Source organism: Pseudomonas sp. GV047, from assembly GCF_003058245.1.
Taxonomy (GTDB): domain Bacteria; phylum Pseudomonadota; class Gammaproteobacteria; order Pseudomonadales; family Pseudomonadaceae; genus Aquipseudomonas; species Aquipseudomonas marginalis.
Genome location: NZ_QCWA01000009.1, coordinates 188,470 through 212,956, shown reverse-complemented (window position 1 = coordinate 212,956; position 24,487 = coordinate 188,470). Strand labels below are relative to the sequence as shown.

Here is a 24,487-nt window from a genome sequence, read left to right as displayed (position 1 = left end):
TATGAACGCAATAACGGACAACAAGCCTGCCACGGCCCCGGTCAAGCACCGTCGGCGCTTGCCCACCGAGCTGAGCATCTTCCTGGTGCTGATCGGCATCGGCCTGGTGTTTGAGCTGTTTGGCTGGATCGTGCGGGACCAGAGCTTCCTGATGAACTCCCAGCGCCTGGTGCTGATGATCCTGCAAGTGTCCATCATCGGCTTGCTGGCGATCGGGGTGACCCAGGTGATCATCACCACGGGGATCGACCTGTCTTCGGGGTCGGTACTGGCGCTGTCGGCGATGATTGCCGCCAGTTTGGCGCAAACCTCCGACTTTTCCCGGGCGGTGTTCCCTTCGCTGACAGACTTGCCGGTGTGGATTCCGGTGGCGATGGGGTTGGGTGTGGGGCTGCTGGCGGGGGCGATCAACGGCAGCATCATCGCCGTCACCGGTATCCCGCCGTTTATCGCGACCCTGGGCATGATGGTCTCGGCTCGTGGCCTGGCGCGTTACTACACCGAAGGCCAGCCGGTGAGCATGCTCTCGGATTCGTACACGGCCATCGGTCATGGCGCGATGCCGGTGATCATTTTCCTGGTGGTGGCGGTGATCTTCCATATCGCCCTGCGCTACACCAAGTACGGCAAGTACACCTACGCCATCGGCGGCAATATGCAGGCGGCGCGGACCTCGGGGATCAACGTCAAGCGGCACCTGATCATCGTCTACAGCATTGCCGGTCTCCTGGCAGGCCTGGCGGGTGTGGTGGCTTCGGCACGCGCCGCCACCGGCCAGGCGGGCATGGGCATGTCCTATGAGCTGGATGCGATTGCCGCCGCGGTGATCGGCGGCACCAGCCTGGCGGGCGGGGTAGGGCGTATCACCGGTACCGTGATCGGCGCACTGATCCTTGGGGTGATGGCCAGCGGGTTTACCTTTGTCGGGGTGGATGCGTATATCCAGGACATCATCAAGGGCCTGATCATTGTGGTGGCGGTGGTGATCGACCAGTACCGCAACAAGCGCAAGCTCAAGCGCTGAGCTTCAAGCTGCAAGCTGCAAGTCCGATGAGCTCTACAGCTTGTCGCTTGCAGCCTGCGGCTTATAGCTGCTGTACGAACTTTCCTGCTATAAACGCACTCCGATAACCATTCGCCAAGCCCGTCCTGGTGCCTTTGGGGGTTATATCGGTAAAAATGCCTGTCATTTCAGTTGCTGTGCCCTCAAGTCGGCCTTAGACTGCCGCCCCTCGTAAATTGAGTGCCGGGTGGCGCTTGGAATGGATGGCGCCTTTCCGAGACCTGCAGAGGTCGACCGGAACGCTCCCTTATTCGCCTTAATGCACGTATTTTTTATAGAGAAATCAATGACAAAGGAAAAGTTGCTGGCCATGCCGGCGGATGACTACATGAATGCCGAACAGCACGCTTTTTTCGAGAAGTTGCTGCAGGACATGAAGGTGGAACACCACGAGCGCATTGAGCAGAACCGCATCGCCATTGAAAGCCTGGACACCCCGGCCGACCCTGCCGACGCCGCTTCCGTTGAAGAAGAGCGCACCTGGCTGGTCAACGCCATCGACCGCGACCAGCGCATGCTGCCGCAGCTTGAGCGTGCACTGGAACGCATCAAGGAAGATTCCTTCGGCTGGTGCGATGACAGCGGCGAGCCTATCGGCCTCAAGCGCCTGCTGATCAGCCCGACCACCAAGTACTGCATCGAAGCGCAAGAGCGCCACGAGCAGATCGACAAGCACCAGCGCCAGGCCTGATGCGCTGAAGCTGGGGGATCGCCTGGGCGGTTCCCCGGAGAAAGACCCGTTACGCCCCGTCTATTGATCTGCTGCAGGCTACCCCACTAAAGGCCCATGGATAATGGCTGGATAGTGGCGTTTAATGCAGGGACAAAAATGACAAACAGTGGGGTAACGACAATGGCTGGAGACGGAGCTCTGATGGGCACAGCAGTGCCACCGCAACCGGTGGTGCGCGGGTTGCCCGGCTGGTTGATGCCGCTCCTGCAGAGCGCCGTCCTGGTGCTGGTACTGCTGGGCCTGGCGTTTGCCAGCCTGCCGATCTACCTCTGCCTGCCCATTGCCTTGCTGGTGATCTGGCTGCCAGGCCTTATGAACCGCACCTCCCGCACGACACCGCCCGTCACTGCCGATGCCATTGGCGAGCTGACCCGCGATCTGTCCTATACCACCAGCCACAACGCACTGTCCGCTGCCGGCGTCGCCTATTCGGTCAAGCAACTGGCGGCTCGAGTGCAATCGCAATTGGGCGCGGCCAAGCAGATCGTCAGCAGTGCCGAAGTGATGATCAGCACCGAAAAGGTCACCTCTCAACTCAGTCGCGAGGCCCTGCTGGCGGCCAGCCAGGCCCATCAGCGCAGCACTGAAGGCCGTGAAGTGCTGGCCCAGTCGATCATTCGTATGCATCAGCTCAGCCAGCGCGCCAATGCCAGTCGAGAGTTGATTGAAGCCCTGAGCCAACGCAGTGAAGAAATCCAGCGGGTGACCCTGGTGATTCAGTCCATCGCCAGCCAGACCAACCTGTTGGCGCTCAACGCCGCGATTGAAGCGGCGCGGGCCGGTGAGCACGGTCGCGGGTTCGCCGTGGTGGCGGATGAAGTACGTGGGCTGGCGGGCCGCACGGCCACGGCCACCGATGAAGTCGGGGTGATGGTGGCGGATATCCAGCAACGCACTGCCCAGGTGGTTGAGCAGATTCGCCAGCTCTCGGCAGACTTGCACACCGGGGTCGAGCAGGTGGAGCACGCCGGCGAGCACCTGGAGAACATTGCCGGCCTGGCGGCGGGTGTGGAAGGCCAGGTCAATGAAATCGCCCAGGGCACCGACAACAACCGCGCCCAACTCGACAGCCTGTTCCACGCCGTGGAGCAAATGCGCAGCGATCTTATCGTGAGCGACCAGCAGACCCGCCAGTTGGCCGAGGCCGCTGTGCAGATGGAAGGGCAGGCCGAAACGATCAGCGAGCGCCTGGCGGAAGTCGGGCTCGATGACTATCACCAACGCATCTACGACCTGGCGCGCGAAGGCGCGAGCCGGATTGCCGCGCAATTCGAAGCCGATGTACAGCAGAACCGCATCAGCCTGGATGACTTGTTCGACCGCAGCTACACCTTGATCCCCAACACCAGCCCGAGCAAGTACCACAGCCGGTTCGATGGCTACACCGACCAGGTGCTGCCGGCCATCCAGGAAGCACTGCTGCCACGCCATGAAGGCTTGGTATTTGCCATTGCCTGCACGCCCCAGGGCTATGTGCCGACGCACAACAAGGCGTTCTCCCAGGCACTGACCGGCGATGCCCAGGTCGACGCGGTGCAGAACCGCACCAAGCGCAAGTTCGAAGACCGCACCGGGATCCGCTGCGGCAGCCACCAGCAAGCGGTGCTATTGCAGACCTACACCCGCGATACCGGCGAGTTGATGCACGACTTGTCGGTGCCGATCATGGTCCGGGGGCGGCATTGGGGGGGCTTGCGCCTGGGGTATAAGCCGGAGGGGGCGAAGGCTGCGCGCTAGGGATTGTGGTCGTCTGTGAGACGGGGAAATACCAGCTGCCTGGCAAGCGCTATTGCGCCCAGGCAGCCGGTATTGTGTGGATTACTGCGGTTGATGCAGGCGCTGGTTCAGCTCATCCACCGCCATGGCCCAATCGGCGTCTTCACGCAGTTCTTCCTTGAGGAACTGTGCCTGTTGCGGCGTCCAGAACGGCGCGTCGATCAACTTGACGTCGTCACTCAGCGGGTGCGCGACAATGAAGGCGTCGATGGCTTCGGGGGTTGAGTCCAGGCCCAGTTGTTCAAATAACGTTTCGAGTGTCGGTATTGGCGCGTCCATGTCAGTCTCCGTGCGGGTTTCGGGATCGTTATGCATGGGAGGCTTGTGGCGCGGTAGAGTTCGATCGGATTGTCAGGAGGTCAGTGCCCCTGAATCCACTGCAGCCTTGAGTGCCTGGGCGGATTCTTTTCCGGCGCTGGCGGCGGTATCGAAGGTCTTGAACCACCGGTCTTTTTCGACCTGATGCGTGGTGACGGTGGTCAACGGCGGCTTGGCGCGCATCACGATCACTGCTTGAAACTCCCCGTCGACTTCCCTTGCGTCGCCATGGATGAAAAATTCGCCAATATCAAATTCCGTCACGTATCGCCTTCCCTTCGAGGTAACCAACAGCACTGATGAAACCTGGCCCGTGAGGGAGCAAATTCCAATGGACAGGCCAGTATGGCAGTTGTTGAAGGGCGGCGGCGCAGTAAAGTCATCCGGGTGACGAAACGATTCCGCCGTGCAGTGAGGCCTCCAGCCGCTTGGCCAGTTCACAGGCCTCGATGTGGTCGCTGCGAAAGCCTCTGATCCTGCCACTGGTGACTTCGCGGATATGGAAGAAGTTTCTTCCGGCGGGTACAACCTGGTAAAGAACGGAATCGGGGTACCCGTTGGGACTGCGTAAGCAGTAGTATTGCTGTTCGTCCTGACATGATGAACGAGTGCGGGAAGACATAGCGTCGTATTGGCGTCGTTGCATGGTCAGCTCCTGTCGATCGATCTTGTTGACCCACCAGCGGCGTTACAGGTGGTTTTGACCCGTGTTGCTGTTTTAGTATTGTCGTCGGCAGTCGGCGTCTGGTTCCACGCCGAGGTGTTTTTGTTTGTATGAGCTGTCGGAAACTGCGTTTTTAATAGTGTTATTCTCTGAAGCGGGTCGACCGGTATTCTCTGGTTATTGAACCTGTGATCTCCTGCGATGCCTGATGTTCCTGCGCAAGGCCCATCGTGCATGCCTGTCCGGGGCTTTGGGCGCAGCAACGGGGTCTTCTTCAGTTTTCCATGAATGTGTTGTGTGATCGTGCCGAGATGGCCGTTTCTTTGTGCTGCCCGCTCCGGCGGACAGTGCTCTTTTCGATGTGGGGGCGTTTCCTTGGCAGTCAGTAATCTGGATATGCACGCGTTGTTCGTGCTGGGTGATTTGCGCGCAAAGTTGGTCAAGCAGTTTCAATCCCGTTTTGTTTACATCACTGAGCAGACGCCGGAAGGCATCTACATCGCCGAAATCGATACCGAAGCGGCAATGGTTGTGGATGACAAACCCCGTCTGGAACTCAAGGTGGGCGACCACTTCCGTGCTGCGGTATTGCCCAGTCGCGAAGGTGGCAAGTTCGAACTCAAGTTCCGCGACATCAAGTTGACGGTGTATGGCTTGGGCGACTATGCCTTTGTGTCCTCGCCCGAAGGCCAGGGCATCGTCTTCAAGGAAGGCCACAGTGTGATGCTGGTGTTTGCGGCCCATGAACAACTGCAGGAAGGCCTGACCAAGACCCTCAAGGCCGTGACCGGCAAGGCCGCCAAATGGCGCAAGGGTGAGCTGGTGACGTTCAAGGCCAGTGAATAATCGGTAAATACTGCGAACATCTCCTATCTCCCGGAACCTCTACTACAGTTGAGTTGACTTAACTATTCAGAGGCTTCGCGCATAGACAGCAAAGCCGTTCGTTGTTTGCTGCGACATCGCGAGGTGCAAGGGCATGAAAGGATTGAGAACGCTGTTGGCTGCATCGCTGACGACCCTGGGTCTGGCAGTGGCTTCGCTGCCCGTTTCGGCCGCGCCAGCGCCGGTGCACTTTGCCGACCTGAACTGGGAAAGCGGCAGCCTGATCACCGAAATACTGCGGGTCATCGTCGAGAAGGGCTACGACTTGCCCACCGACACCTTGCCCGGTACCACCATCACCCTGGAAACCGCCCTGGCCAAGAACGACATCCAGGTCATCGGTGAAGAGTGGGCCGGCCGCAGCCCGGTATGGGTCAAGGCCGAGGCCGAAGGCAAAGTGGTGGGCCTGGGGGATACGGTCAAGGGGGCCACCGAGGGGTGGTGGGTGCCGGAATACGTGGTCAAGGGTGATCCGTCCAAAGGTATCAAGCCCCTGGCACCGGACCTCAAGAGCGTGAAAGACCTTGCGCGCTACAAGGACGTGTTCAAGGACCCGGAGTCTCCCGGCAAGGGGCGCTTCCTCAACAGTCCCATCGGCTGGACCTCGGAAGTGGTCAACAAACAGAAGCTCAAGGCCTATGGCCTGGATGACAGCTACGTGAACTTTCGCAGCGGTTCGGGAGCTGCCCTGGATGCCGAAATTGCCTCGTCCATCCGTCGCGGCAAACCGGTGTTGTTCTACTACTGGTCACCGACGCCGTTGATGGGGCGCTACAAGCTGATCCAGCTGGAGGAGCCACCGTTCGATGCCGAGGCCTGGAAGACCCTGACGGATGCGGATAACCCCGACCCGAAGCCCACTCGGTCGTTGGCATCCAAGCTGAGTATTGGCGTGTCCACGCCGTTCCAGAAGGAGCATCCGCAGATTGCCGGGTTTTTCGAGAAGGTCGAGTTGCCGATTGGGCCGCTGAACCAAGCCCTCGCGACCATGAGCGAGAATCACACCGCGCCTCGGGAGGTGGCCCAGGCATTCCTCAAGGAGCATCCGGAGGTGTGGAAGGCCTGGTTGACCGAGGATGTGGCGCAGAAGGTCGAAGCCAGCTTGAAGTAAGCACGCGCTTATTGCCGAGCGAAGATCAAAAATAATGTGGGAGAGGGCTTGCCCCCTCCCACATGTTGTTTGCAGTGTCGCTTCAGAATCTGGTTTGCACCGCCAGCTCGAATGTCCGTGGCGCCCCCAGGTAATACGCCGGGGACACATGGGCAAACTCGGCATACACCTCATTGGTCAGGTTGCGCACCCGGCCGGTCACCGAGGTGTGTGAATCCACCTGGTAGCGCAGGAACGTCCCGAACAGCGTGTAGGCCGGTACCGTCTGGGTGTTGGCATTGTCCGCATACACCTCGGCGACGTAGCGCGCATCCACGCCGCCTTGCCAATCCTCGGCAAAGTCATAGGTCAACCACAGGTTGCCGACGCGCCTGGGCACGTTGGTCGGTGTATTACCCTTGCGCGACACCACCGCGCCACTGGCTATTTTCTCGTTGAACTCATCGTATTCGGCATCCACCCAGGCGACGTTGCCTTCCGCCAGCAGCCTGGGCGTGATGCGCAATGAACTGGCCAGCTCGATGCCCTTCGATGACTGCGCGCCGACCGGGATGCTCGTGGTCGGGTCCTGCGGGTCGGTTACGGCAAAGTCCTTGCGTTCGATCTTATAGACAGCAACGGTGGCCGAGCCACGGCCGTCCAGGTAGTCGAACTTGCTGCCCACCTCCCATTGTTTGCCGGTCGACACATCGAACACCTGGGTGGTTGTACTCGGTTGTTCGGCGGCGGTGCTGTATTGCAGGTAGACATTGGCCGATGGGATGAACTGGTAAGTCAGGCCGACGCGACCGGTCACCGGTTCCCAATGGCGCTTGAAGTGCCGTGGGTTGGTGGCCGTGATCGCGCGGTGGTTGGTCACATCCAGGTCGATGGCGTCGTAACGCAGGCCGCTCAGCAGCGAGAGTTTTTCGGTAAGGCCCAGGCGGTTTTCCACGAACAGCGCCTTGGTGGTGACCTCATTGGTCTTGTCCTTGCCAAAATTCTCCCGGGTACGCGGGATGTCGTAGAAGTGCCCGGGGTTGAAGCCGTTCGGGTCCACGGTGCTGTTACCCGGCACATTCAGCGGCGTGTTGGTGGTGCTGTTGACCTTGTACTCAAAACCGCCGGACCAGGTGGTCGACAGGCCGAACAGACGGTCGTCATGGCGCAGTTCGAACTGGCTGCCGTGCTGTTCGCCCTGGTGGCGCACCTGGTAGGCGGTCGAGCGGTTTACCGCACTGTTGCCGGCGTTGTATTGGTAGGTTTCGAGGTTGCGGTAATCACGCTGGCTGTCGAGGTGGTAGAGCGTATTTTTCAGCGTCGTGCTGTCGTTGATCCGGTAGTCGATGATCGAGCGCGCCCAGATCGTGCGCTGCTCGTAACGGCCGTCGGCGACGTTGTAGTTATTGAAACGGTTGTGTTTGTCGATCTTCAGCTCGCCGGCCTTGGGGTTGAGCACCGGCGTGCCCCAGTAAGGGCTGTCTTCCTGTTCATCCTGGTATTCCAGGGCCAGGGTATGGGACAGGTCGGGGGTGAGGTCGCTGAGCAGGGAAAACGCCAGGCTCCAGGCCTCACGCTGGTCGCGGTCGATGTAGCTGTGGTTGGTGTTGCGGCTCACATCCAGGCGCGCGTAATGCTGCACTTCGGCGCCGGGCTCGGTCAGCGCGTGATTGACGCCGAATGCCATGCCGGTGGTGTCGTAGCTGCCATAGGTGAGCTGACCTTCGGCGGCCTGCTCCTCACGGGTGGCCAGCTTCGTCACATAGTTGAGCGAGCCGCCGACGGAGCCGGCGCCGTTGATCAGGGAGGAGGGGCCGCCCACCAGTTCCACGCGGTCATAGATCCAGGCATCCACGGGGCGGGCCAGGCCGGTGGCGACATTGATACCGTTGAACATCTGGGTGATCTGGCTGCTGGTAAACCCACGGTAAGAGACAAAACCGCCAAAACCCGGCGGCGCGCTGGCGTTGACGCCGGGCAGGGTGTTGGCGGCATCGCGGAACGTCTTGGCGCCATGGCGTTCGATGTCGTTGCGATTGGCGATGGCAACCGACGCTGGGGTTTCCCGCACGCTCAGTCCCAGCCGCGACGCCACGCCGCTGGATTGATCCAGGGTGAGGCCGGGTTCGGCAGTTGATTCGCCATCAATGGTGGTCGGAGCCAGTTCGAGGGCCCAGGCGCAGACAGGCAGGCAGCCGAACAGGCCCGCCAACAGGGGTAGATGTTTCATGGTTGAATCCTGAAAAACTTGGCTTGAAAACAACGCACGGCCGTCCGTCATTCCGTGTGGAACCGGTGGTCAGTGCAGATGGGAAAGCAAAGGGATCAGGCGAAGGCGGGCGGCGCGCGCGGGTTAGCCGTGGGCCAGGTGAAGCGGGCAGGGATATCAGCGGCCAGTACGACGGCCGGCGGTGGCGCATGGGGTTGTGGCAACACCGCCACATTCAGGCTCGAACTGAGCGCCGGGCCCATGCCGCCGGTTGAGCACAGCGGGCAACCGAACGCCTTGGCCAGCGTCGGCAGGTTCTCATCGCTGGAGTTGGACGGCTTGGGCGCCTGGGTACGCGGGTCGACGGTGCAGAACTGCCCGCCGATGCCATTGAGCTGCATCCCCACCATCTGCCCGTGACCGATACTGCAGGCGAACACATTGAACAGGACGCAGCAATAGAGCATCCAGGCAATGAGCGAGCGGTCGGCGCGGGCGAGTTTCATGGGGCGGCACTTTACCATCAGCCGCCGACGAAATGCCTGCAAAAAATCCCAGGGCGACTATCCTGTCTCGCACCTTTTCTGGGAGCGCCCGCCATGAGCTTTGTCATCGCACGCTGGATCGTCGGCATTTTTACCTGCATCAGCATGGTGCACCTGTACTGGGCTGCCGGCGGCAAACTCGGCAGCCTCGCCGCCATCCCCCAACTGCCCGGCGAATTCGCCAGCGGGCCTCGCCTTGCATTCAGGCCCTCGGCGCTGGGTACCTTTCTGGTGGCGATGGGCTTGGTCGGCATTGCGCTGCTGGTGTGCCTGCGGGCCGGGCTGTACTTTTCGGCGGTCTCCCATGCGGCGCTGCAATGGGGAATCAGCGCGATTGCCCTGCTGATGTTTGCCCGCGCGATTGGGGATTCGGAGTTGGTGGGTTTTTTCAAGAAAGTCGGCGGGTCACGGTTTGCGCGGTGGGATACGTGGTTCTATTCGCCGTTGTGCCTGGCGTTGGGGGTGGGGTTGTTGGTGGTGGCGTGGGGTTAATGAGGGAAACACAACACACCGATCTACGCCGCTCAAATAAAAACTGCTCTCATCCTTGCCCGATTTCCCGACCTGGCCGTCATGGTTAATAGAACCTCTATTACCCAGGATTTCCCATGTCGCGCCTTGCTCGCCCCTTGCACCCACTGGCCCTGTCAGTGGCGTTGGCTTTCGCCGCCGTGCCGTTGCTGAACGTCCAATCCGCCTTCGCCGAAGAAAGCCGCAGCGCTGTACGCAGCTTCCAGATTCCGGCCGGTGACTTGAGCCAGGCGCTCAACAGCCTGGCCGAGCAGGCGGGCCTGGTATTGGCGTTTGATGCGAGCCTGGCACGCGGCAAACGCAGCAACGACTTGAGCGGGCAGTACGCCACCGACGTGGCGCTGACCCAGTTGCTCGCCGGCAGCGGCCTGCAGGCGCTGAAGCTCTCGGCCGACCGCTACCGCCTGGAAGCCATCCCGGATAACGGCGGTGCCATGCAGCTGCAGGCCACCACCATCAGCGGCGCGTACCAGGCCGAAAGCCCTACCGGGCCGGTGTCCGGTTATGTGGCTACGCGCAGCTTGTCGGGCACCAAGACCGATACCGCGCTGATCGAAACCCCGCAGTCGATTTCCATCGTCACCAAAGACCAGATGCGTGCGCAGAACGCCGAGAGCCTCAACCAGATCCTGCGCTACAGCGCCGCGGTCATCCCGGAAACCCGCGGTGCCACGGCGTCGCGTCTCGACCAATTGACCATCCGTGGGTTTGCCCCGGCCACTTACCTCGACGGCCTGCGCATGCCGTCGAGCCGTGATGCCTTGCCGCAAAAGGATGCCTTCGACCTGGAGCGCGTCGAAGTGCTGCGCGGCCCGGCGTCGGTGCTGTACGGGCAGGGCACGCCGAGCGGGGTGATCAATATGGTCAGCAAGCGCCCGCTGGATACGCCGTTCCATGAAGTGGGCGTCGAATACGGCACCTTTAACAAAAAGCGCACCACCTTCGATTTGAGCGGGCCGATTGACGATCAAGGCGTGTATTCCTACCGCGTGGCGGGGCTGTTCGACGATGCCGATGGCCAGGTCGAACACACCGAAACCCGTCGCCAATCGTTGTCCAGCGCGTTTACCTGGCGGCCGGACGAAGACACCTCGCTGACCTTGCTCGGGCATTTCCAGAAGGACCCCAAGGGCGCGTCCTACGGTTCGGTGCCGGCCTGGGGCTCGGTATTGCACAGCCCGACCGGGCGCAGCATCGACGTGGACTTCTACGACGGCGAAAAGAACTTCGAGAAAAGCGATCGCGAGTACTACTCCATTGGCTGGGCCTTCGAGCATCACGTCAACGATGTGTGGACGGTGCGCCAGAACGCGCGTTACCTGCGCAGCGAAGGGCGTTATCGCAGCCTCTACAGCAACTACCTGATGGCGGATTACCGCACCATTCGACGTTCCACCATTGCCAGTGACGTCGACATGGATGCCTACACCCTCGATAACCAGGTGCAGGCCAAATTCGACACGGGCCCACTGCAACACACCCTGCTGATGGGGCTCGACTACCAGAACACCAGCACCGACACCCTGTTGGGCTCAGGGACGTATACCGCCGGGCCGACCCTGGATATTTTCAACCCGGTCTATGGCGCGGCCGTGCCGGTACCGGCGTACACCACCGACGGTACGTCGCGCAGCGAACAGACCGGCGTCTATCTGCAAGAGCAGATGAAGTGGGACAAATGGGTGTTGTTGCTCGGCGGTCGTTATGACTGGGCCAGCACCGACAGCACCACCAGGACCTTGCGCACCGGGGCCAAGAGCCAGTCCTCCCTGGACAGCAAGGCCTTTACCGGGCGTATTGGCCTGGTCTATCTCTTCGATAACGGCCTGGCGCCCTATGCCAGCTATGCGGAGTCGTTCAACCCGCAGTCGGGCACCGGTTACGGCGGATCGGTATTCAAACCGACCGAAGGCAAGCAGTATGAAATCGGTATCAAGTACCAGCCGCCGGGCAGCACCAGCTTTATCACAGCGGCGATCTTCGACCTGCGCCAGACCAACGTCCTCACCACCGACCCGGACCCCACCCACCTGTGCGGCAGCGGTCGCTGCCAGAGCCAGGACGGCGAAGTGCAATCCCGTGGTTTTGAACTGGAAGGCAAGGCCAGCCTTAATGACAACCTGGACATCACGGCGGCCTATGCCTACCTGGATAACCGCATCAGCAAGTCCAATAACACCGTGCGTTACGCCCCCATCAGCGATATCGGCGTAGGCCCGGCCATCAACGCCGAGGGCACCACCACCTATGCGGTACCGCGCCACACGGCGTCGGCGTGGGCCGACTACACCTTCCATGATGGCAACCTCAAGGGCTTCGGCGCCGGCGCGGGTGCGCGGTATGTCGGTTCGTCCTGGGGCGATACCGCCAACACCCTGAAGGTGCCGGGCTACACCCTGTTCGATGCGGCGGTGCACTACGACATTCCGAACATCGCCAACCTCAAGGACAACCTGCGCCTGGCCCTGAACGCCACCAACCTGGCGAACAAAGAGTACGTCGCGTCGTGCTATTCCTACTCGTGGTGCTGGTACGGCTCGCAGCGCACGGTCCAGGCGAGTGCGACCTACCAATGGTGATGGCACGACGATAAGGCAATTTAATGGCCCCTTTGTAACAAAATTCTCGCCAGAATCGCTTTTATTTTCAGGTGGTTAGGTGAGGAAGCAAATGCGCACTGTTGGAATCATGCTGATCGCCTGCTCCCTGGCCGGCGGCGCGGCTGCCGTGCAGGCACGGGAGCTGCGCGAGGGTGACAAGTACATGTGCAGTTGGGGCGCCGGCACGGCCGCCAGGGCCCAGGAGCTCAAGCTGTCGGGGGTGTCGCTGTACGCCGCGCGGCAGAAGATCCAGACCATCAAGTTCAGTAAATCCTGGATGCGCATGATGGCCATGGGCATCACCGAACAGACCTATGACAGTCGTTCACGGCTCAAGCCCGAAGCGATTCGCCAGAGTTTCTACCAGGATTGCGTGCGTTACAAAGTGGCACGCAAGTAATCGAGTGCAGGCTTTACAAAACCACGACAAACCGATGTTTCTATTTGCATACAATTGCTCCCTTGGTAGAGGAGACAGGTATGCACACGCTTATTCGCGCCGCGATGCCGGTCCCGGGACGGGGCTGCCCGAGGCGCTCCAGGTTTGCTGTCAAAACAGAGCCGGGCAGGGTAAGCCCGTGACCCCGGCAACCCCCCCTTCAGCCAACAGCCTGCGCTATTTTGCGCTTGGCGTGCTGTGTGCCGCGATGTTGCTCGGGGGCTATTTCATGCAACTCAACGCCAAGGAGGATCGCCAGCGCGAAGAAGCGGCCGAGCGTTTGGCACTTTGCCGGCAGGTTGAGCGGGTCGCCAGTGTGGCCACCTCCGCGGGTCTCGAACTTCGCGATACCTGCCAGCAATTGGAGGAGAGCGGGTCGAAGAGTGTTACGCCGCCTTAACTAATAACCCTTTTTTATAAGTGGAAATATCGACAGTAGTTGCACCAAAAAGTGGCACTTATATGTCTCTCTACCTTAAAAAACATGTGGTTATTGAAGGACTTACAATGCTTTTAATCCGACGAAAGGATATAAAATTTTCTTGTTACAGCTTTTTACACTGGTTACTATAGCCGGGCGTTCACCTCCCACGGTTTATGCATTTTAAATCCCAAGTTTCCATCAGCTACTTGGGATTTTTTTTGCCTGGGATTTAACCCCCGGGGTCAAACTTCACCTTCTGCATACTCCGCACGCATCCGCCCATTGCGTTTGGCCCGGTAGAGCAACTTGTCGACATCTTCGACAAAACCCAGCATCGGGCTGTCGGGTTTGACGATGCGCGTACCTACGCCCAGGCTCAGGGTCAGCAGGTTCGACACCGCTGAAAAGCCATGTTCGATCTGTTGCTGGCAGATCAGGTGCAGGCAGCGCTGTGCCACCTGTTTCGCCGATGCCGCGTCGGTTTCCGGCAGCAACCACACAAACTCCTCACCGCCGATACGGGCGATGAAGTCCCGCGGCCGGTTGGCGGCCAGTGACAGGGTATGCGCGACCTGGCGCAGGCACTCGTCGCCCTTGATGTGGCCATAGTGGTCGTTGTACTGCTTGAAAAAATCGATATCCAGGATGATCAACGACAGCGGCAACTGGCTGCGCTGGGCGCTGGCCCATTCGCGCTCGAGCACGGTGTCGAACATGCGTCGGTTGGCGATGCCGGTCAGGCCATCCTGGTAGGAATATTCCTCGAGTTGCTTTTGCAGGCGCACCAGGTGTTCTTCGGTCTTCTTGCGTTCGCTGATATCGAACATAAAGCCGATCAGCGCCTCGACTTCACCGTCCTTGCGCACCACGTGCACCACGTCGCGGATCCATACATAGTCGCCGTTCACCGTCAGGGCCCGGTAATCCGCTTCATGGTCTACCCCGGCACGGGATTGCGACACGCAGAAATTCACCACGTATTCGCGGTCATCGGGGTGCATGCGCGAGACCCAGTCGTCGACGCTGACCCAGCTTTGCGGGGTCCAGCCCAACAGCGTTTCGATCTGCGGGCCGATATAGCTGAAGGTCATGCTCTGCCAGTCGATACGCCACGGGATGGCCTTGGTCGATTCCAGCAGTGTCCGGTATACGTCGCTGTCGGGCTGGCTCGGAGGGGCAATGCTCATGGTGGACGGCTCGAATGATGGCTAAGTGCCCAGAGCGTCGTGTGATCGACGGTGGGAGTCAAGCGCTTGCCGAGGCAGCAGACGAGAGGTCGTGTGACGGGCATGGCGGCGGCCAGCTAGCCGATGACAGCATGGCTGGGCGCGTCCACTGCGCCGTAGTAACGCCAGCAGCAATGACGGTGTTCCGGCACGATCACGCAGCCGCTGAGGCTGACGATCAGCACAGCGGCAACCAGCAGGGTAAGTCGACGGTACATGGTGTTTCCTCTTGGGTTGGCCGGGGTTAATCCTTCAACGCGGCGACCGGCGAAAATCCGTCGCAATCCTTTCAGACATTTCATCAAGCCCCGCCAACCCCTGAGCAATACTGGTCTCGCACCCTGCTGAAAAAATCTGCGCAGCCCGCGACGGATTTTTGCGCACGCGCCGTTCAACCCATCAGCAACCTGCACTTTCGCGGGTTGCATGGAGGAGTTGCCATGAGACCCCAGGCCACATTGCGTTTTGCCTTGCTTGCTCCGCTGGCCCTCGCCGCGTTTGTCAGCACCCCGACGTTTGCCCAGACCGACATCATCCTCCAGCAGGCGCCGCCGCCTCAACGTGTGGAAATGATCCCGGCCGAGCGCCCCGGCTATGCCTGGGACCCTGGCCACTGGCGTTGGGAAGGGCGCGGTTACGGCTGGGTGCCGGGCCACTGGCAGCCCGTGATGCGTCATGGGCGCTGGGAGCCTGGCCATTGGGAAGCCCATGGCCCGAACTGGTACTGGCGCGAAGGGCATTGGATCCGCTGAACCCTGACCCTTGGCCCTGAGAACTGCCCGATTGAAAGACACTGATCCGGACGTTGAGCTGCTGGCGCGTATCGGCAATAACGAACCTGCCGCCGTCAACGAGATGGTGATGCGCAAGCTCCCGCGTTTGCTGGCGCTCGCCAGTCGGATCCTGGGGGACGCCGACGAGGCCAAGGACGTGGCCCAGGAAAGTTTCCTGCGCATCTGGCGCCAGGCCGCCCACTGGCGCAGTGGCGAGGCGCGTTTCGACACCTGGTTGCATCGGGTCGCGCTGAACCTGTGCCACGACCGCTTGCGGCGACGCAAGGAGCGCCCGCTGAGCGATGAGGCGGCGGTGGAGGTGGCAGACAGCTCGCCATCGCCTGAAGAGCAGCTGGAGACCCAGGACCGCAGTACACGCATGGCCGCCGCGTTGGCGGCCTTGCCCGAACGCCAGCGCGAAGCCATCGTGTTGCAGTACTACCAGGAGCTGTCGAACATCGACGCCGCGGCCCTGATGAATATCAGCGTCGAGGCACTGGAGAGCCTGCTGTCGCGGGCCCGACGCCAGTTGCGCAGCCAACTTGCCGATACACCCGGGCTTGCCCGCCCAGGAAGGGGAAAATCATGACACCCGAACGCTTTGTGTACCTGGCCGACGTCTATGGGGCGGACCTGCGTCGCTGGCCCGCGGCAGAACGGGCAACGGCCCAGGCGTTGCTCGACAACGGCAACGTACATGCCCGTGTAGCCTTGCAGCAGGCGCGTTGGCTTGACAGCCAGTTGGACAGCCATCAACTGGCCTTCCCCGCCCCGGCGTTGGTCCGGCAGATACGCCAATCCGCCCCACGCTCATTCTGGTCACGCTATGCCAACTGGTTATCGCCCGCCGGCCTTGTCGGTGCGGGCATTGCCGGCATCGTCACTGGGATGCTGGTGGCGTCCATGAGCGTGCCGCTGCCGATGTTGTCCTCCGACGTGCTGCCCAGTGTCTTTGATCAGGGCGACGCGGAAGTCGTCTTCAGCGTCAATGCCGAGGAAACCGAACAATGACCACCAGATCCCTGAAGCCGTGGTTGTTTGTCTCGATCCTGCTCAACGTATTTTTGATCGGTGGGGTGGGCGGCGGTCTTTACCATTGGATGGCCAACGCCCGGCCTGCCGAAGTGGTGGTCAACCAGCACGGCCTGCGCCAGGCGATGGTCAAGTTGCCGCCGGAGCGGCGCAGGGAACTGCGCCAACTGCTGCGCCGCAATCGCGACGACAGCCAGCCGCTGATCATGGCCGGGCGTGAGGCGCGGCTGGGGGTGATCAAGCAATTGGAAGCGCCGCGCCTGGATCGTGAGGCGTTGCTAGCGGAACTGGCCAAGGCACGGGAGGCCGATATGGCGCTGCGGGCGTTGGTGGACGGTACCCTGGCGCAGTTCGCCAATACCTTGCCCCAGGATGAACGGCAGCAGCTGGTGGAGGCCTTGTACAGGCGCGGGCAGGCAAAGGCCCAAGCAAAGTTGGCAGGCAAAGAACCTCGGTCGTGAGCAGGCTGATGGAACTGGAAATCTCAAAGTGCCACGAAGGTAGAGCTCAGAGAAACCCGACATTCCGTTGGGTAGAGCAAGAAGGTAAAGAACGATGATCGATAGCTCTAACATCGTAGGTCCCGCGCAGACTGCTGCTCAACCCAACTCTTTGGATGCGATCACCAATTTCGGCGGCGTACAACCGGAGGACATGGCAGAGCAAACGCGGGTGAAACGCCCGGGAGAAGAACCGGTGGCAGGAAATGGCCCGTCCCAGATCGGTTTTTGAGTCTTAGCCCCCAGCGGTGAGGGGAAGCGCCCTCGCCACTGATACCTCCGCCTGCCGCCCTTCACCAGGCCATGTGGGTGCCTTTGACATACACAGCGGCTGCCGCTCGACAGATCCTTTGTCGAACGGCAGAGAGCAAATGGCCTGGTCTAACGAAGGGGGCTGGATAGCAGGTTGGGCGCTGTATTACAGACGCCGGAGAAAGGCTTTGACGATGTGCCGCGTGGCGTCGGTGGTGTCCAGTTGGTCCACGGCGCCATAGGCGTGCCACTGGCAGTCGACGATCTCGTTCAGCGGCCGCGCATCCGCGATATTCACCACCGAGGCTTCAAATACATGGTGCACGGTGTCGCGGGCCTTCAGCTCCTGCAAGTACAGCAGCCCGTCCACGTTCAATCCGGTTTCTTCTTCCAGCTCCCGTTCGGCCGCACCGACCGGGCGCTCGTCCCGTTCCACCTTGCCGCCCGGCAAGGCCCATTTTGACCTGGCCTTGCGCACGAAGAGGATATGCCCCTCGTGTTCGCAAATGACCGTTGCGCGTATTTTCATCGTCTGTGCCCCCGCAGCGGGATGAGTGTCATAAAAGTGTAATGCAATTGTCATGCTAAGTGGTTATGGCGCGCCGCGGTGGGGATGTGGATACTGCCCGATTGATGAAAACGGACGAGGAAAACAGATGAGCAGCGTACGTTGGGGCATGATCGGGTGTGGCAGTGTCACTGAATTGAAGAGTGGACCCGCTTTCTACAAAGCGCCAGGTTCGGCGCTGGTGGCCGTGATGGGGCGGCGCGAGGAGGCGGTGCGCGATTATGCATCGCGCCATGGGATTGCCCGTTACTACACCGACGCCCAGGCACTGATCAACGACCCCGAAGTGGACGCGGTGTACATCGCCACGCCGCCCGACAGCCATCTGGAATACAGCCTGATGGTGGCGGCGGCCGGCAAGCATTGCTGCGTCGAGAAGCCGATGGCGCTGAACGCCGAACAGGGCGCGCTGATGCAGCGCACTTTCGAGCGCGCCGGGCTGCACCTGTTTGTTTCCTACTACCGGCGCTCGCTGCCACGCTTCCAGCAAGTGCGCGCGTGGCTGCAGGACGGGCGCATCGGCACGTTACGCCAGCTGACCTGGACCCTGTGCAAACCGCCGGCCGCCGAGGACGCCAGCGCCGCCAACTGGCGCACCGACCCGAGCATTGCCGGTGGTGGCTACTTTGCCGATCTGGCCAGCCACGGTTTCGACCTGTTCCAGTACCTGGCCGGGGATATTGTCGAGGTCGCGGGCTTTACGGCACGACAGGCCGGGCACTATGCCGCCGAGGACGCCGTGACGGCCTGCTGGACCTTCAGTTCGGGCGCGTTGGGCATGGGCTGCTGGAACTTCGTCGCCGACCGCCGTGAGGACCGGGTCGAGTTGATCGGCAGCCGTGGGCGCATCCAGTTCTCGGTCTTCGAAGACCAGCCGCTGCACCTGGAGGGCGAGACCAACGAGGTGCTGGAAGTGCCATGCCACCCGCATATCCAATGGCACCACGTAGTGGCCATGAACGCGCATATTCGCGGCGAAGCCGAGCATCCGTCGCTGGCCATCGAGGCGTTGAAGACCGATCGGATCCTGGACAAGGTCCTGCAACGAAATCCCAATCTGCCGGGATGATTTTCCAAGGAATAGCTCAATGAAATACTGGATGATCCTGTGGCTGGCACTTGCCACAACGGCGATGGCGGCCCCGCGTAGCCAAGGGACGCCTGGGGAATTTGATTTTTATGTGTTGTCGCTGTCATGGTCGCCGACCTTCTGCCTGACGCACCCGGACAACGAGCAGTGTTCGGGCAAGGGCTACGGCTTTGTGCTGCACGGCTTGTGGCCGCAATACGCGCGGGGAGGGTGGCCGGCGACCTGCGCGCCGCAATCGCGCTTGAGCCGCGAAGAGATGGACAAAGGCGCGGCGCTGTTCCCGACGCGCTCGCTGCTCACCCACGAATGGGCCAAGCACGGCACCTGCAGCGGGCTGGATCCCTTGGCATACCTGGAGAAAACCGATGCGGCGCTGGGCGTGGTTGCCATCCCTGCGCAACTGCAACCGTTCAACACGCCGCCGTCGTTACCGGCCCGCGAGATCGAGGCGCTGTTTCGCGAAAGCAACCCGCGCATGGGCAACCATGGGCTGGCGGTGATCTGCAAAGGCAAGGTGCTGTCGGAGGTGCGTGTGTGCCTGACCAAGGACCTGGCCTTCGCCGGTTGCCCGCGCAGTGTGAAAACCCAATGCCGGGATGGCGAAATTCGCATCCCCACGCAGCGTTGAACGCCGGCATCCACACACCTTTGCCCAAGCCACTGCACTAGGTCCAGATCCTGGCTGAGGATGGGCGGGTGTGTGGCGTCGAAGACTGTGTGGTCCACGCCCCAGGGTGATTTTGTTCAATACCGATTTGACCCGGCCTTATACCGTGGAACCCTGTTTACGCCTCATCATGAAAAGGGAACCGCAATGAGCTTGATCATTTCCATGGCCGCCTTCGCCCTGGCCACGTCCATCACGCCGGGACCGGTCAACGTGGTCGCCCTGAGTTCAGGCGCGCGCTTCGGTTTTGTCGCCAGCCAGAAGCATGTGTTCGGTGCCGCCGTTGGCTTTACCTTGCTGCTGGTGCTGATCGGCCTGGGTTTGCACGAGGTGCTGGTGCGCTGGCCCATCCTGACCCAGTTGATCCAGTGGGGCGGGGTGGCGTTCCTGCTGTACATGGCCTGGAAACTGGCGGTGGACGACGGCCAGCTCGACGCGGAGGGCAGCGCGACGGCGCCATCCATGCTCTACGGCGCGATCATGCAATGGCTCAACCCCAAGGCCTGGCTGGCCTGTGTGGCGGGTATGGGCCTGTTTGTGGCCGACGGCGATGGGCGGCAAGTCTGGCTGTTTGCCAGTCTCTACCTGGTGATCTGCTACCTGTCGGTGGCGTGCTGGGCCTATGCCGGGACCTTTCTACGCCGTTACCTGGACAATCCCCACGGCGTGCGCCTGTTCAACCGCTCGATGGCCGCGTTGCTGGTGGCCAGTGTGGGTTATTTGCTGATGGCTTGAGCACCTCGCGGTATTGCCCGGGGGTGGCGGCGAAATGTTGCTTGAAGGTGCGCTGGAAGTGCGCCTGGTCGGCAAAGCCCGCAGCGAGCGCTACGTCGGCGATCAACTCGCCCTTGCGCAGCTGGGTGCGGGCAAACTGGATGCGCTGGTTGACCAGGAACGCGTGGGGCGTCAGCCCGTAGTACTGCTTGAAGGCGCGGATCAGGTAGGACGGCGACAGTTCGGCCGCCAGGCAGATGTCTTCGAGTTTCAACGCCTCGGTGCAGTGCGCACGGATGTACTCGGCGGCTCGCTCCAGCTTGTGGTTGACCTCGCGCACCGGTGTGGGTGAAGGGTTCAGGCGCTGCTGGACTTCAGTGAAGTAGCTCACCAGTGCGCTCTGCTTTTGCAGCAATTCGGCCTGCTCGTTCACCAGCATCCGGTACAACGCCAGCAAGCCGCTGTACAGCAGCGGGTCACGGGTATACGGCGTATTGAAAGCGCGATAACCCTGGTCGGTGCTGAAGCCCAGTTGGTACTGTAATTCGGTCAGCCAGGGCGTATCGAGGTAGAGCATGTGATAGGACCAGGGCTGGTCGTGGATAGGGTTGCAGGCATGCACATCGCCGGGGTTCATCAACACCACGGTGCCGGCGCTGATCTGGAATGTATCGGCGCCGTAATGGTAATAGCTGCGCCCGGTGGTGATCGCGCCGATGGAGAAATGCTCATGGGCGTGACGGGTGTAAGTGACCTTGCGCCCGTCGGCGATGGTGCGCGCTTCGATGAACGGCAGGCGCTCGTCGCGCCAGAAGCGCGGTGCGGCGGGGAAAGGGGCGGGCGGTGTCATGGGCGCGACTCCAGGGCAGTCAAGATCAGAAACGGATCGTTGCACAGACCCTGGCGTTTGGGTAGCCGATGACTTAATAGGGTTTCAGATTGTGCAAACGCTCGTTTCGGCGTTTGTTGATCAGCAGGACCTTTTCCACATTGTTGAGGTTCTGCGTGGACTCACTCAGATCCCGGTGGTTACTGAGCAGGCACTGGTCAACGACCATCCTGGCAATCGCTTCGAGTCGTGCCGATTGCCAGGACTTCGGTATGGGGGCGGGGTCACCCTGGGTATCCGTTATGAGGGTGGTGTCCAGGGGATGGAGCAGGACCTGCGAACTGGCGCCCGCCACGGGTTCGGAACCGGTGAGATAAGCACTCCAATCGATCTGCAACTGAACAGGGCCTGGGGCGACCGGGTCATTCAGCAAGCCGGATGGCGGGTTGGCCAGCTGCGTGACCAGCATCTGCCTGGGCAGCAGTTGCAGCAGGTAGCGATCCCGCTGGTAGCGAACACGCAACAGGCATCCAAAATGTGCGGTGATCATCGTGTCCCGGCCAGCGGGGGACGGTTTGCGCAGCAGGTACAGTGCGATGTTTCCCTGCTCCAGGCTGACACGCCTGGGCAGCGGCAGGCAGGCCAGCAGGTAGGCAATGTACACGATATAACTCTCACGGATGGATTCGAGCGCGGCGTGGAAGTTTTCATCAGCGTTGTGGTCCTTGAGCGTTCTCAAGGGCGGCGAAAACCTGTTGACACGTACCTGTGGCTGAATCGCCCTCCAGCGTTCCATGTGCTTTAACTCACCGGCCAGATACAGTTCGGCCAGGGAAAAGGAAATATCCTGGGTGCTGACTTGCGGATAGCGAATACCGGGCGGAAGGAAGGGCGCCGGCATGAACACGGTTTTGTCCAGGTGAGCGTTATCCGGATAGACCTCACGCAGGTACCTCAATGCCGCCTCCTTCTGATCCGGATAGGGGGTGTGCAGCGATCCGAAGGCATCGTTGAGTGTGCGCTTCTGTTTCTCATAGGTGCGCACGGCGAGCTCGCCTTTAAAGGGCAGGTCCGTGTCCGTCGCATCCACCACGCCATTGGCACGCGCCCAGTCGAGGACGGGATCGACCGTAGGAGGCAGCGCCCAGAATTCCCGGTTGAGCGTCGTGGCAGGGTTATGGACCAGGGTCATGATGTTCTCAAGTGTCATGTACCGGCTGGCGCCAGGGGTTTTCAGCTCGATGAAATCGACGAACTGCTTGAACACGACCCAGTTCTGGTTACACAGGTAAGGCAAGGTTTCGGGGATGTTGCGCACGAGCAATTGTGGCGCGCTGCCACTGAGCAGCAAATGCGCGGCCAATGGTGCACCCTCCAGAAGGGTCTGGCGCAGGAGGGCTTCCAGATTGCTGCGCACCAGTGCGCAGTTGTCACCCCAGTAGTAATCGGTGTCGATGGCCAGCCCGCCGACCAGGTTGCGTTGTGTGCCGGCCTGTTCGTCCAGGCTCAGGATCAGCGCGCTGAGCAGCAGCGTCTGCCGGCGCTGTTGCGGCGTTGTGCCATGCAGTGCTGCATCGGACCAGATGACGAGGGTGTCCAGGCGCTCGACCAATAGCTGGCTGCGCGGGCTCTGCACCATCTGGTTCAGCAGCATGTCCGCTTCGGCACGGATCCTGGGGGCACTCTTGCCCGCCCAACAAGGTTCGCCGAGCCACTTGAACAGGGGCGCTCCCTGCGCCTGTGCAAATGCCTGCTGCGCTTCGTATACCTGTCGGCGTTGTGTGCTGGATAAGGTCAGCAATGACGGCTGCGGCTGGCCCAGGCCCTGCCAGTAGTTGCCCAGCCGTGGTGTCGCAGCCCTGACGGCCCTCAGGTAGTGCGCCGCCTGCCGGGCCTGCTCCGCTGTCTTCACTTCGGGCATGCGCAGGAACTTCATCAACTGCTTGAGGGTGGCCTTCATATCACTGCGCAGCTCGCCACCCAATTGTTTGGCCAGCTCCTGCAAGGGCGTGAGACAGCGCTTGAGCGCTGGACTGGAGACGATATCGTCCGTGAGGTTTCTGCGCCTGCCGTCCCTGTCGTCCGCGCCCACGTACCCCTCTTCAGTCAGCAGTACCAGCGCCTTTTCGTCGTCGATACCGCGTTTCACGCAAATGGCGACAAATGATCTGTGCTTGATCATCATCAGCAGTTTTTCGGCGCTCTCCTCCAGCAACTGGTAGAACATCGAGTCAGTGTCCAGCTCGACCGTATCGTCGAGCTCAACCTTTTCATCGGGTTGTTTGCCAGCGCTGACTCGCTCCAGCTCTGTCTGCAGCCGATTGAAGTTATTCAGGGCGCTCAGGCTGTTTTGTTTGCGCTTGAGCCATTGCGCATCCTGGGCCGCTTCACTGCAGTACGGCTGCCCAGGCACGGATGACTGGCGCAGGCGCGCGATCAGGGCGTGCACCTCGCTGGCCTGGAGGGGGACCTCGATGGCGTAGAAGTGCATGAGCTGCGCCAGGCTCAGGCTGTTATTGGAGGCCACCTGTTCTCCCAGCAACGACGCATATTGCGCCAGGCGAATCAGCCGACCCGCCACTGGCGCACCGCCCAGGTGTGTACGCAGGCTGATACTGGTCCCCTGGATCTGCGCGGATGAGGCCCGCAGGGAATGATCCTCGCCGGAATAAATAAAGTATTCATCGGGACCCAGCGCAGTCGGGAACGTCTGCGTGAACTCGATCGAATTGATCACGCTCTGCAGTAATTGCGCGGCTTCTTTCAAGGTGTGCGCTACGAAAGAGTCAGACCTCAGCGTGAGGCGCTGGCGGTAAGCGAGGTAGCTGTCATGGGGTTCATCCGTGGCTGCCGCGCTGGCCATGCATTGCTCGAGGTTATCGGCCAGTTGCAGCAAATCCAGGTGCTGGGCGTGCATTTCATGGCGTGTCGCCGACTGCGCGCGGCCATTGTCACCCATCGTTGGAAAGGCATGGTAGGCCTGCAGCTCATCGACAATCATCCGCGCCTGGATCTGGTTTTTGGGCAACGTGTAGCCGTAGAACGCCAGCGTCAACTCGAGTGGCAATTCAAACGTACTGTGCCCGTTTGGCAAGTCGATATAGGGCACGCCCAGCTGGTTGGGATCAATGATCTCGGAGATGCCCAGGATCGGCGCGGACACTTCCAGCCAGCCTGGGTCGTCATGAAGATGAAAGGCCCTGGGTGTCATTTGGTCCTCGTGAATGACATTGGCGTGCAGGGAGCATCCCATGACCTTGATGCTTCGATACTCCAGGTGCTGCGCGTCGGCCCATGCCAGGAACACGCTCTGGTTGATAGCTTTGCCGAACAGCACCATCCATTGGCCAAGCCTGGAATTGCGGTCGACCGCGATCAACGCGGGAGGCCCCAGCAGCGTCCAATTGTGCGGTACGGCGGGTGACAGCAGTGCAACCAGGCTGTTGATCAGCTTCAGATCATCCTGGGTGGCAAACAAGACGGGGCTGGCAGGCAGTGGCTCGGTCGCCGCAGCGGCAATCAGCGGGGCAAATTCGTACATGAATGAAGTTCCGTTTCA

The 24,487-nt window shown here is 61.0% G+C and carries 27 protein-coding genes; 17 read left to right on the top strand and 10 right to left on the bottom strand.

The annotated features are described in order from the left end of the window. Position 1: 1 nt before the first annotated feature. The 3 genes from C8K58_RS22850 (at position 2) to C8K58_RS22840 (ending at position 3,533) form a co-directional block, all read left to right on the top strand. The gene (locus C8K58_RS22850; protein ID WP_024076018.1) at positions 2-1,024 is read left to right on the top strand and encodes an ABC transporter permease; all 1,023 of its coding nucleotides are present in this window, start codon (positions 2-4) and stop codon (positions 1,022-1,024) included. A gap of 325 nt (positions 1,025-1,349) precedes the next feature. Continuing rightward, entirely contained in the window at positions 1,350-1,754 is a 405-nt protein-coding gene (locus tag C8K58_RS22845) for a TraR/DksA C4-type zinc finger protein (RefSeq protein WP_003191666.1), read from the top strand. A 96-nt stretch (positions 1,755-1,850) separates the two neighbouring features. Beyond that, entirely contained in the window at positions 1,851-3,533 is a 1,683-nt protein-coding gene (locus C8K58_RS22840) for a methyl-accepting chemotaxis protein (RefSeq protein WP_371263380.1), read from the top strand. Between the two features lie 81 nt (positions 3,534-3,614). On the opposite strand, the gene C8K58_RS22835 is transcribed toward C8K58_RS22840, so the two are convergent. From C8K58_RS22835 to C8K58_RS22825, 3 genes are all read right to left on the bottom strand, one after another. Then, positions 3,615-3,851, bottom strand: a complete 237-nt coding sequence (locus C8K58_RS22835; RefSeq protein ID WP_027606523.1) for a DUF2789 domain-containing protein — start codon at positions 3,849-3,851, stop codon at positions 3,615-3,617. A gap of 72 nt (positions 3,852-3,923) precedes the next feature. Beyond that, positions 3,924-4,154 (bottom strand): hypothetical protein, encoded by a 231-nt coding sequence (locus tag C8K58_RS22830; RefSeq protein ID WP_027606522.1) that lies wholly within the window; start codon positions 4,152-4,154, stop codon positions 3,924-3,926. 115 nt (positions 4,155-4,269) lie between these two features. Further along, positions 4,270-4,536 (bottom strand): hypothetical protein, encoded by a 267-nt coding sequence (locus C8K58_RS22825; protein ID WP_081744443.1) that lies wholly within the window; start codon positions 4,534-4,536, stop codon positions 4,270-4,272. A 414-nt stretch (positions 4,537-4,950) separates the two neighbouring features. On the opposite strand from C8K58_RS22825, the gene C8K58_RS22820 reads away from it, so the two are divergent. Beyond that, complete coding sequence (locus C8K58_RS22820) at positions 4,951-5,400, top strand: hypothetical protein (RefSeq protein ID WP_051429370.1); 450 nt, start codon at positions 4,951-4,953, stop codon at positions 5,398-5,400. A gap of 133 nt (positions 5,401-5,533) precedes the next feature. Continuing rightward, positions 5,534-6,550, top strand: a complete 1,017-nt coding sequence (locus C8K58_RS22815; RefSeq protein WP_027606520.1) for an ABC transporter substrate-binding protein — start codon at positions 5,534-5,536, stop codon at positions 6,548-6,550. A gap of 82 nt (positions 6,551-6,632) precedes the next feature. On the opposite strand, the gene C8K58_RS22810 is transcribed toward C8K58_RS22815, so the two are convergent. Further along, a complete protein-coding gene (locus C8K58_RS22810; protein WP_027606519.1) occupies positions 6,633-8,759 on the bottom strand; it encodes a TonB-dependent siderophore receptor in 2,127 nt (708 codons plus the stop codon). Between the two features lie 95 nt (positions 8,760-8,854). Then, on the bottom strand, positions 8,855-9,244 hold the full coding sequence (locus C8K58_RS22805; protein ID WP_027606518.1) for a DUF2946 domain-containing protein: 390 nt from the start codon (positions 9,242-9,244) through the stop codon (positions 8,855-8,857). A 93-nt stretch (positions 9,245-9,337) separates the two neighbouring features. Here C8K58_RS22805 and C8K58_RS22800 point away from each other — a divergent pair, with 93 nt between their 5' ends. The 4 genes from C8K58_RS22800 (at position 9,338) to C8K58_RS22785 (ending at position 13,253) form a co-directional block, all read left to right on the top strand. Further along, positions 9,338-9,775, top strand: coding sequence for a DUF3995 domain-containing protein (locus tag C8K58_RS22800; protein ID WP_027606517.1), 438 nt, complete (start codon positions 9,338-9,340; stop codon positions 9,773-9,775). A 116-nt stretch (positions 9,776-9,891) separates the two neighbouring features. Then, positions 9,892-12,393: a TonB-dependent siderophore receptor gene (locus C8K58_RS22795; protein ID WP_108574356.1), complete on the top strand. Its 2,502-nt coding sequence runs from the start codon at positions 9,892-9,894 to the stop codon at positions 12,391-12,393. Between the two features lie 91 nt (positions 12,394-12,484). Further along, the gene (locus C8K58_RS22790; RefSeq protein ID WP_065941186.1) at positions 12,485-12,814 is read left to right on the top strand and encodes a hypothetical protein; all 330 of its coding nucleotides are present in this window, start codon (positions 12,485-12,487) and stop codon (positions 12,812-12,814) included. A 178-nt stretch (positions 12,815-12,992) separates the two neighbouring features. Continuing rightward, positions 12,993-13,253: a hypothetical protein gene (locus tag C8K58_RS22785; protein WP_108574368.1), complete on the top strand. Its 261-nt coding sequence runs from the start codon at positions 12,993-12,995 to the stop codon at positions 13,251-13,253. Positions 13,254-13,519: 266 nt separating this feature from the next. Here C8K58_RS22785 and C8K58_RS22780 read toward each other — a convergent pair whose 3' ends face one another. Together C8K58_RS22780 and C8K58_RS32545 are read right to left on the bottom strand one after the other, a co-directional pair. After that, positions 13,520-14,464, bottom strand: coding sequence for a GGDEF domain-containing protein (locus C8K58_RS22780; RefSeq protein ID WP_027606513.1), 945 nt, complete (start codon positions 14,462-14,464; stop codon positions 13,520-13,522). Between the two features lie 116 nt (positions 14,465-14,580). Next, complete coding sequence (locus C8K58_RS32545) at positions 14,581-14,721, bottom strand: hypothetical protein (RefSeq protein ID WP_166655323.1); 141 nt, start codon at positions 14,719-14,721, stop codon at positions 14,581-14,583. A gap of 222 nt (positions 14,722-14,943) precedes the next feature. Between C8K58_RS32545 and C8K58_RS22775 the strand changes: the two genes are divergently transcribed. The 5 genes from C8K58_RS22775 to C8K58_RS32450 all read left to right on the top strand — a co-directional run bounded on the left by C8K58_RS22775 (position 14,944) and on the right by C8K58_RS32450 (position 17,040). Beyond that, the gene (locus C8K58_RS22775) at positions 14,944-15,255 is read left to right on the top strand and encodes a YXWGXW repeat-containing protein (protein ID WP_027606512.1); all 312 of its coding nucleotides are present in this window, start codon (positions 14,944-14,946) and stop codon (positions 15,253-15,255) included. Between the two features lie 31 nt (positions 15,256-15,286). Beyond that, the gene (locus tag C8K58_RS22770; protein WP_027606511.1) at positions 15,287-15,865 is read left to right on the top strand and encodes an RNA polymerase sigma factor; all 579 of its coding nucleotides are present in this window, start codon (positions 15,287-15,289) and stop codon (positions 15,863-15,865) included. Further along, on the top strand, positions 15,862-16,287 hold the full coding sequence (locus tag C8K58_RS22765; RefSeq protein ID WP_108574355.1) for a hypothetical protein: 426 nt from the start codon (positions 15,862-15,864) through the stop codon (positions 16,285-16,287). Before C8K58_RS22770 ends, C8K58_RS22765 begins: the two co-directional genes overlap by 4 nt. Next, the gene (locus tag C8K58_RS22760; RefSeq protein WP_108574354.1) at positions 16,284-16,769 is read left to right on the top strand and encodes a periplasmic heavy metal sensor; all 486 of its coding nucleotides are present in this window, start codon (positions 16,284-16,286) and stop codon (positions 16,767-16,769) included. The genes C8K58_RS22765 and C8K58_RS22760 overlap by 4 nt, the downstream gene beginning before the upstream one ends. A gap of 94 nt (positions 16,770-16,863) precedes the next feature. Then, positions 16,864-17,040, top strand: coding sequence for a hypothetical protein (locus tag C8K58_RS32450; RefSeq protein WP_155954379.1), 177 nt, complete (start codon positions 16,864-16,866; stop codon positions 17,038-17,040). A 186-nt stretch (positions 17,041-17,226) separates the two neighbouring features. Here C8K58_RS32450 and C8K58_RS22755 read toward each other — a convergent pair whose 3' ends face one another. Beyond that, the gene (locus tag C8K58_RS22755) at positions 17,227-17,589 is read right to left on the bottom strand and encodes an NUDIX hydrolase (RefSeq protein ID WP_027606508.1); all 363 of its coding nucleotides are present in this window, start codon (positions 17,587-17,589) and stop codon (positions 17,227-17,229) included. A gap of 127 nt (positions 17,590-17,716) precedes the next feature. On the opposite strand from C8K58_RS22755, the gene C8K58_RS22750 reads away from it, so the two are divergent. The 3 genes from C8K58_RS22750 to C8K58_RS22740 all read left to right on the top strand — a co-directional run bounded on the left by C8K58_RS22750 (position 17,717) and on the right by C8K58_RS22740 (position 20,120). Beyond that, on the top strand, positions 17,717-18,697 hold the full coding sequence (locus tag C8K58_RS22750) for a Gfo/Idh/MocA family protein (RefSeq protein WP_108574353.1): 981 nt from the start codon (positions 17,717-17,719) through the stop codon (positions 18,695-18,697). Between the two features lie 19 nt (positions 18,698-18,716). Further along, on the top strand, positions 18,717-19,346 hold the full coding sequence (locus C8K58_RS22745) for a ribonuclease T2 (RefSeq protein ID WP_092357782.1): 630 nt from the start codon (positions 18,717-18,719) through the stop codon (positions 19,344-19,346). A gap of 186 nt (positions 19,347-19,532) precedes the next feature. Further along, positions 19,533-20,120 (top strand): LysE family translocator, encoded by a 588-nt coding sequence (locus tag C8K58_RS22740; RefSeq protein ID WP_027606505.1) that lies wholly within the window; start codon positions 19,533-19,535, stop codon positions 20,118-20,120. Here C8K58_RS22740 and C8K58_RS22735 read toward each other — a convergent pair. Both C8K58_RS22735 and C8K58_RS22730 read right to left on the bottom strand, forming a co-directional pair. Next, entirely contained in the window at positions 20,062-20,949 is an 888-nt protein-coding gene (locus C8K58_RS22735) for an AraC family transcriptional regulator (protein WP_108574352.1), read from the bottom strand. The genes C8K58_RS22740 and C8K58_RS22735 overlap by 59 nt on opposite strands. Before the next feature lie 73 nt (positions 20,950-21,022). Beyond that, positions 21,023-24,469, bottom strand: a complete 3,447-nt coding sequence (locus tag C8K58_RS22730; RefSeq protein WP_108574351.1) for a hypothetical protein — start codon at positions 24,467-24,469, stop codon at positions 21,023-21,025. Positions 24,470-24,487: the final 18 nt, after the last annotated feature.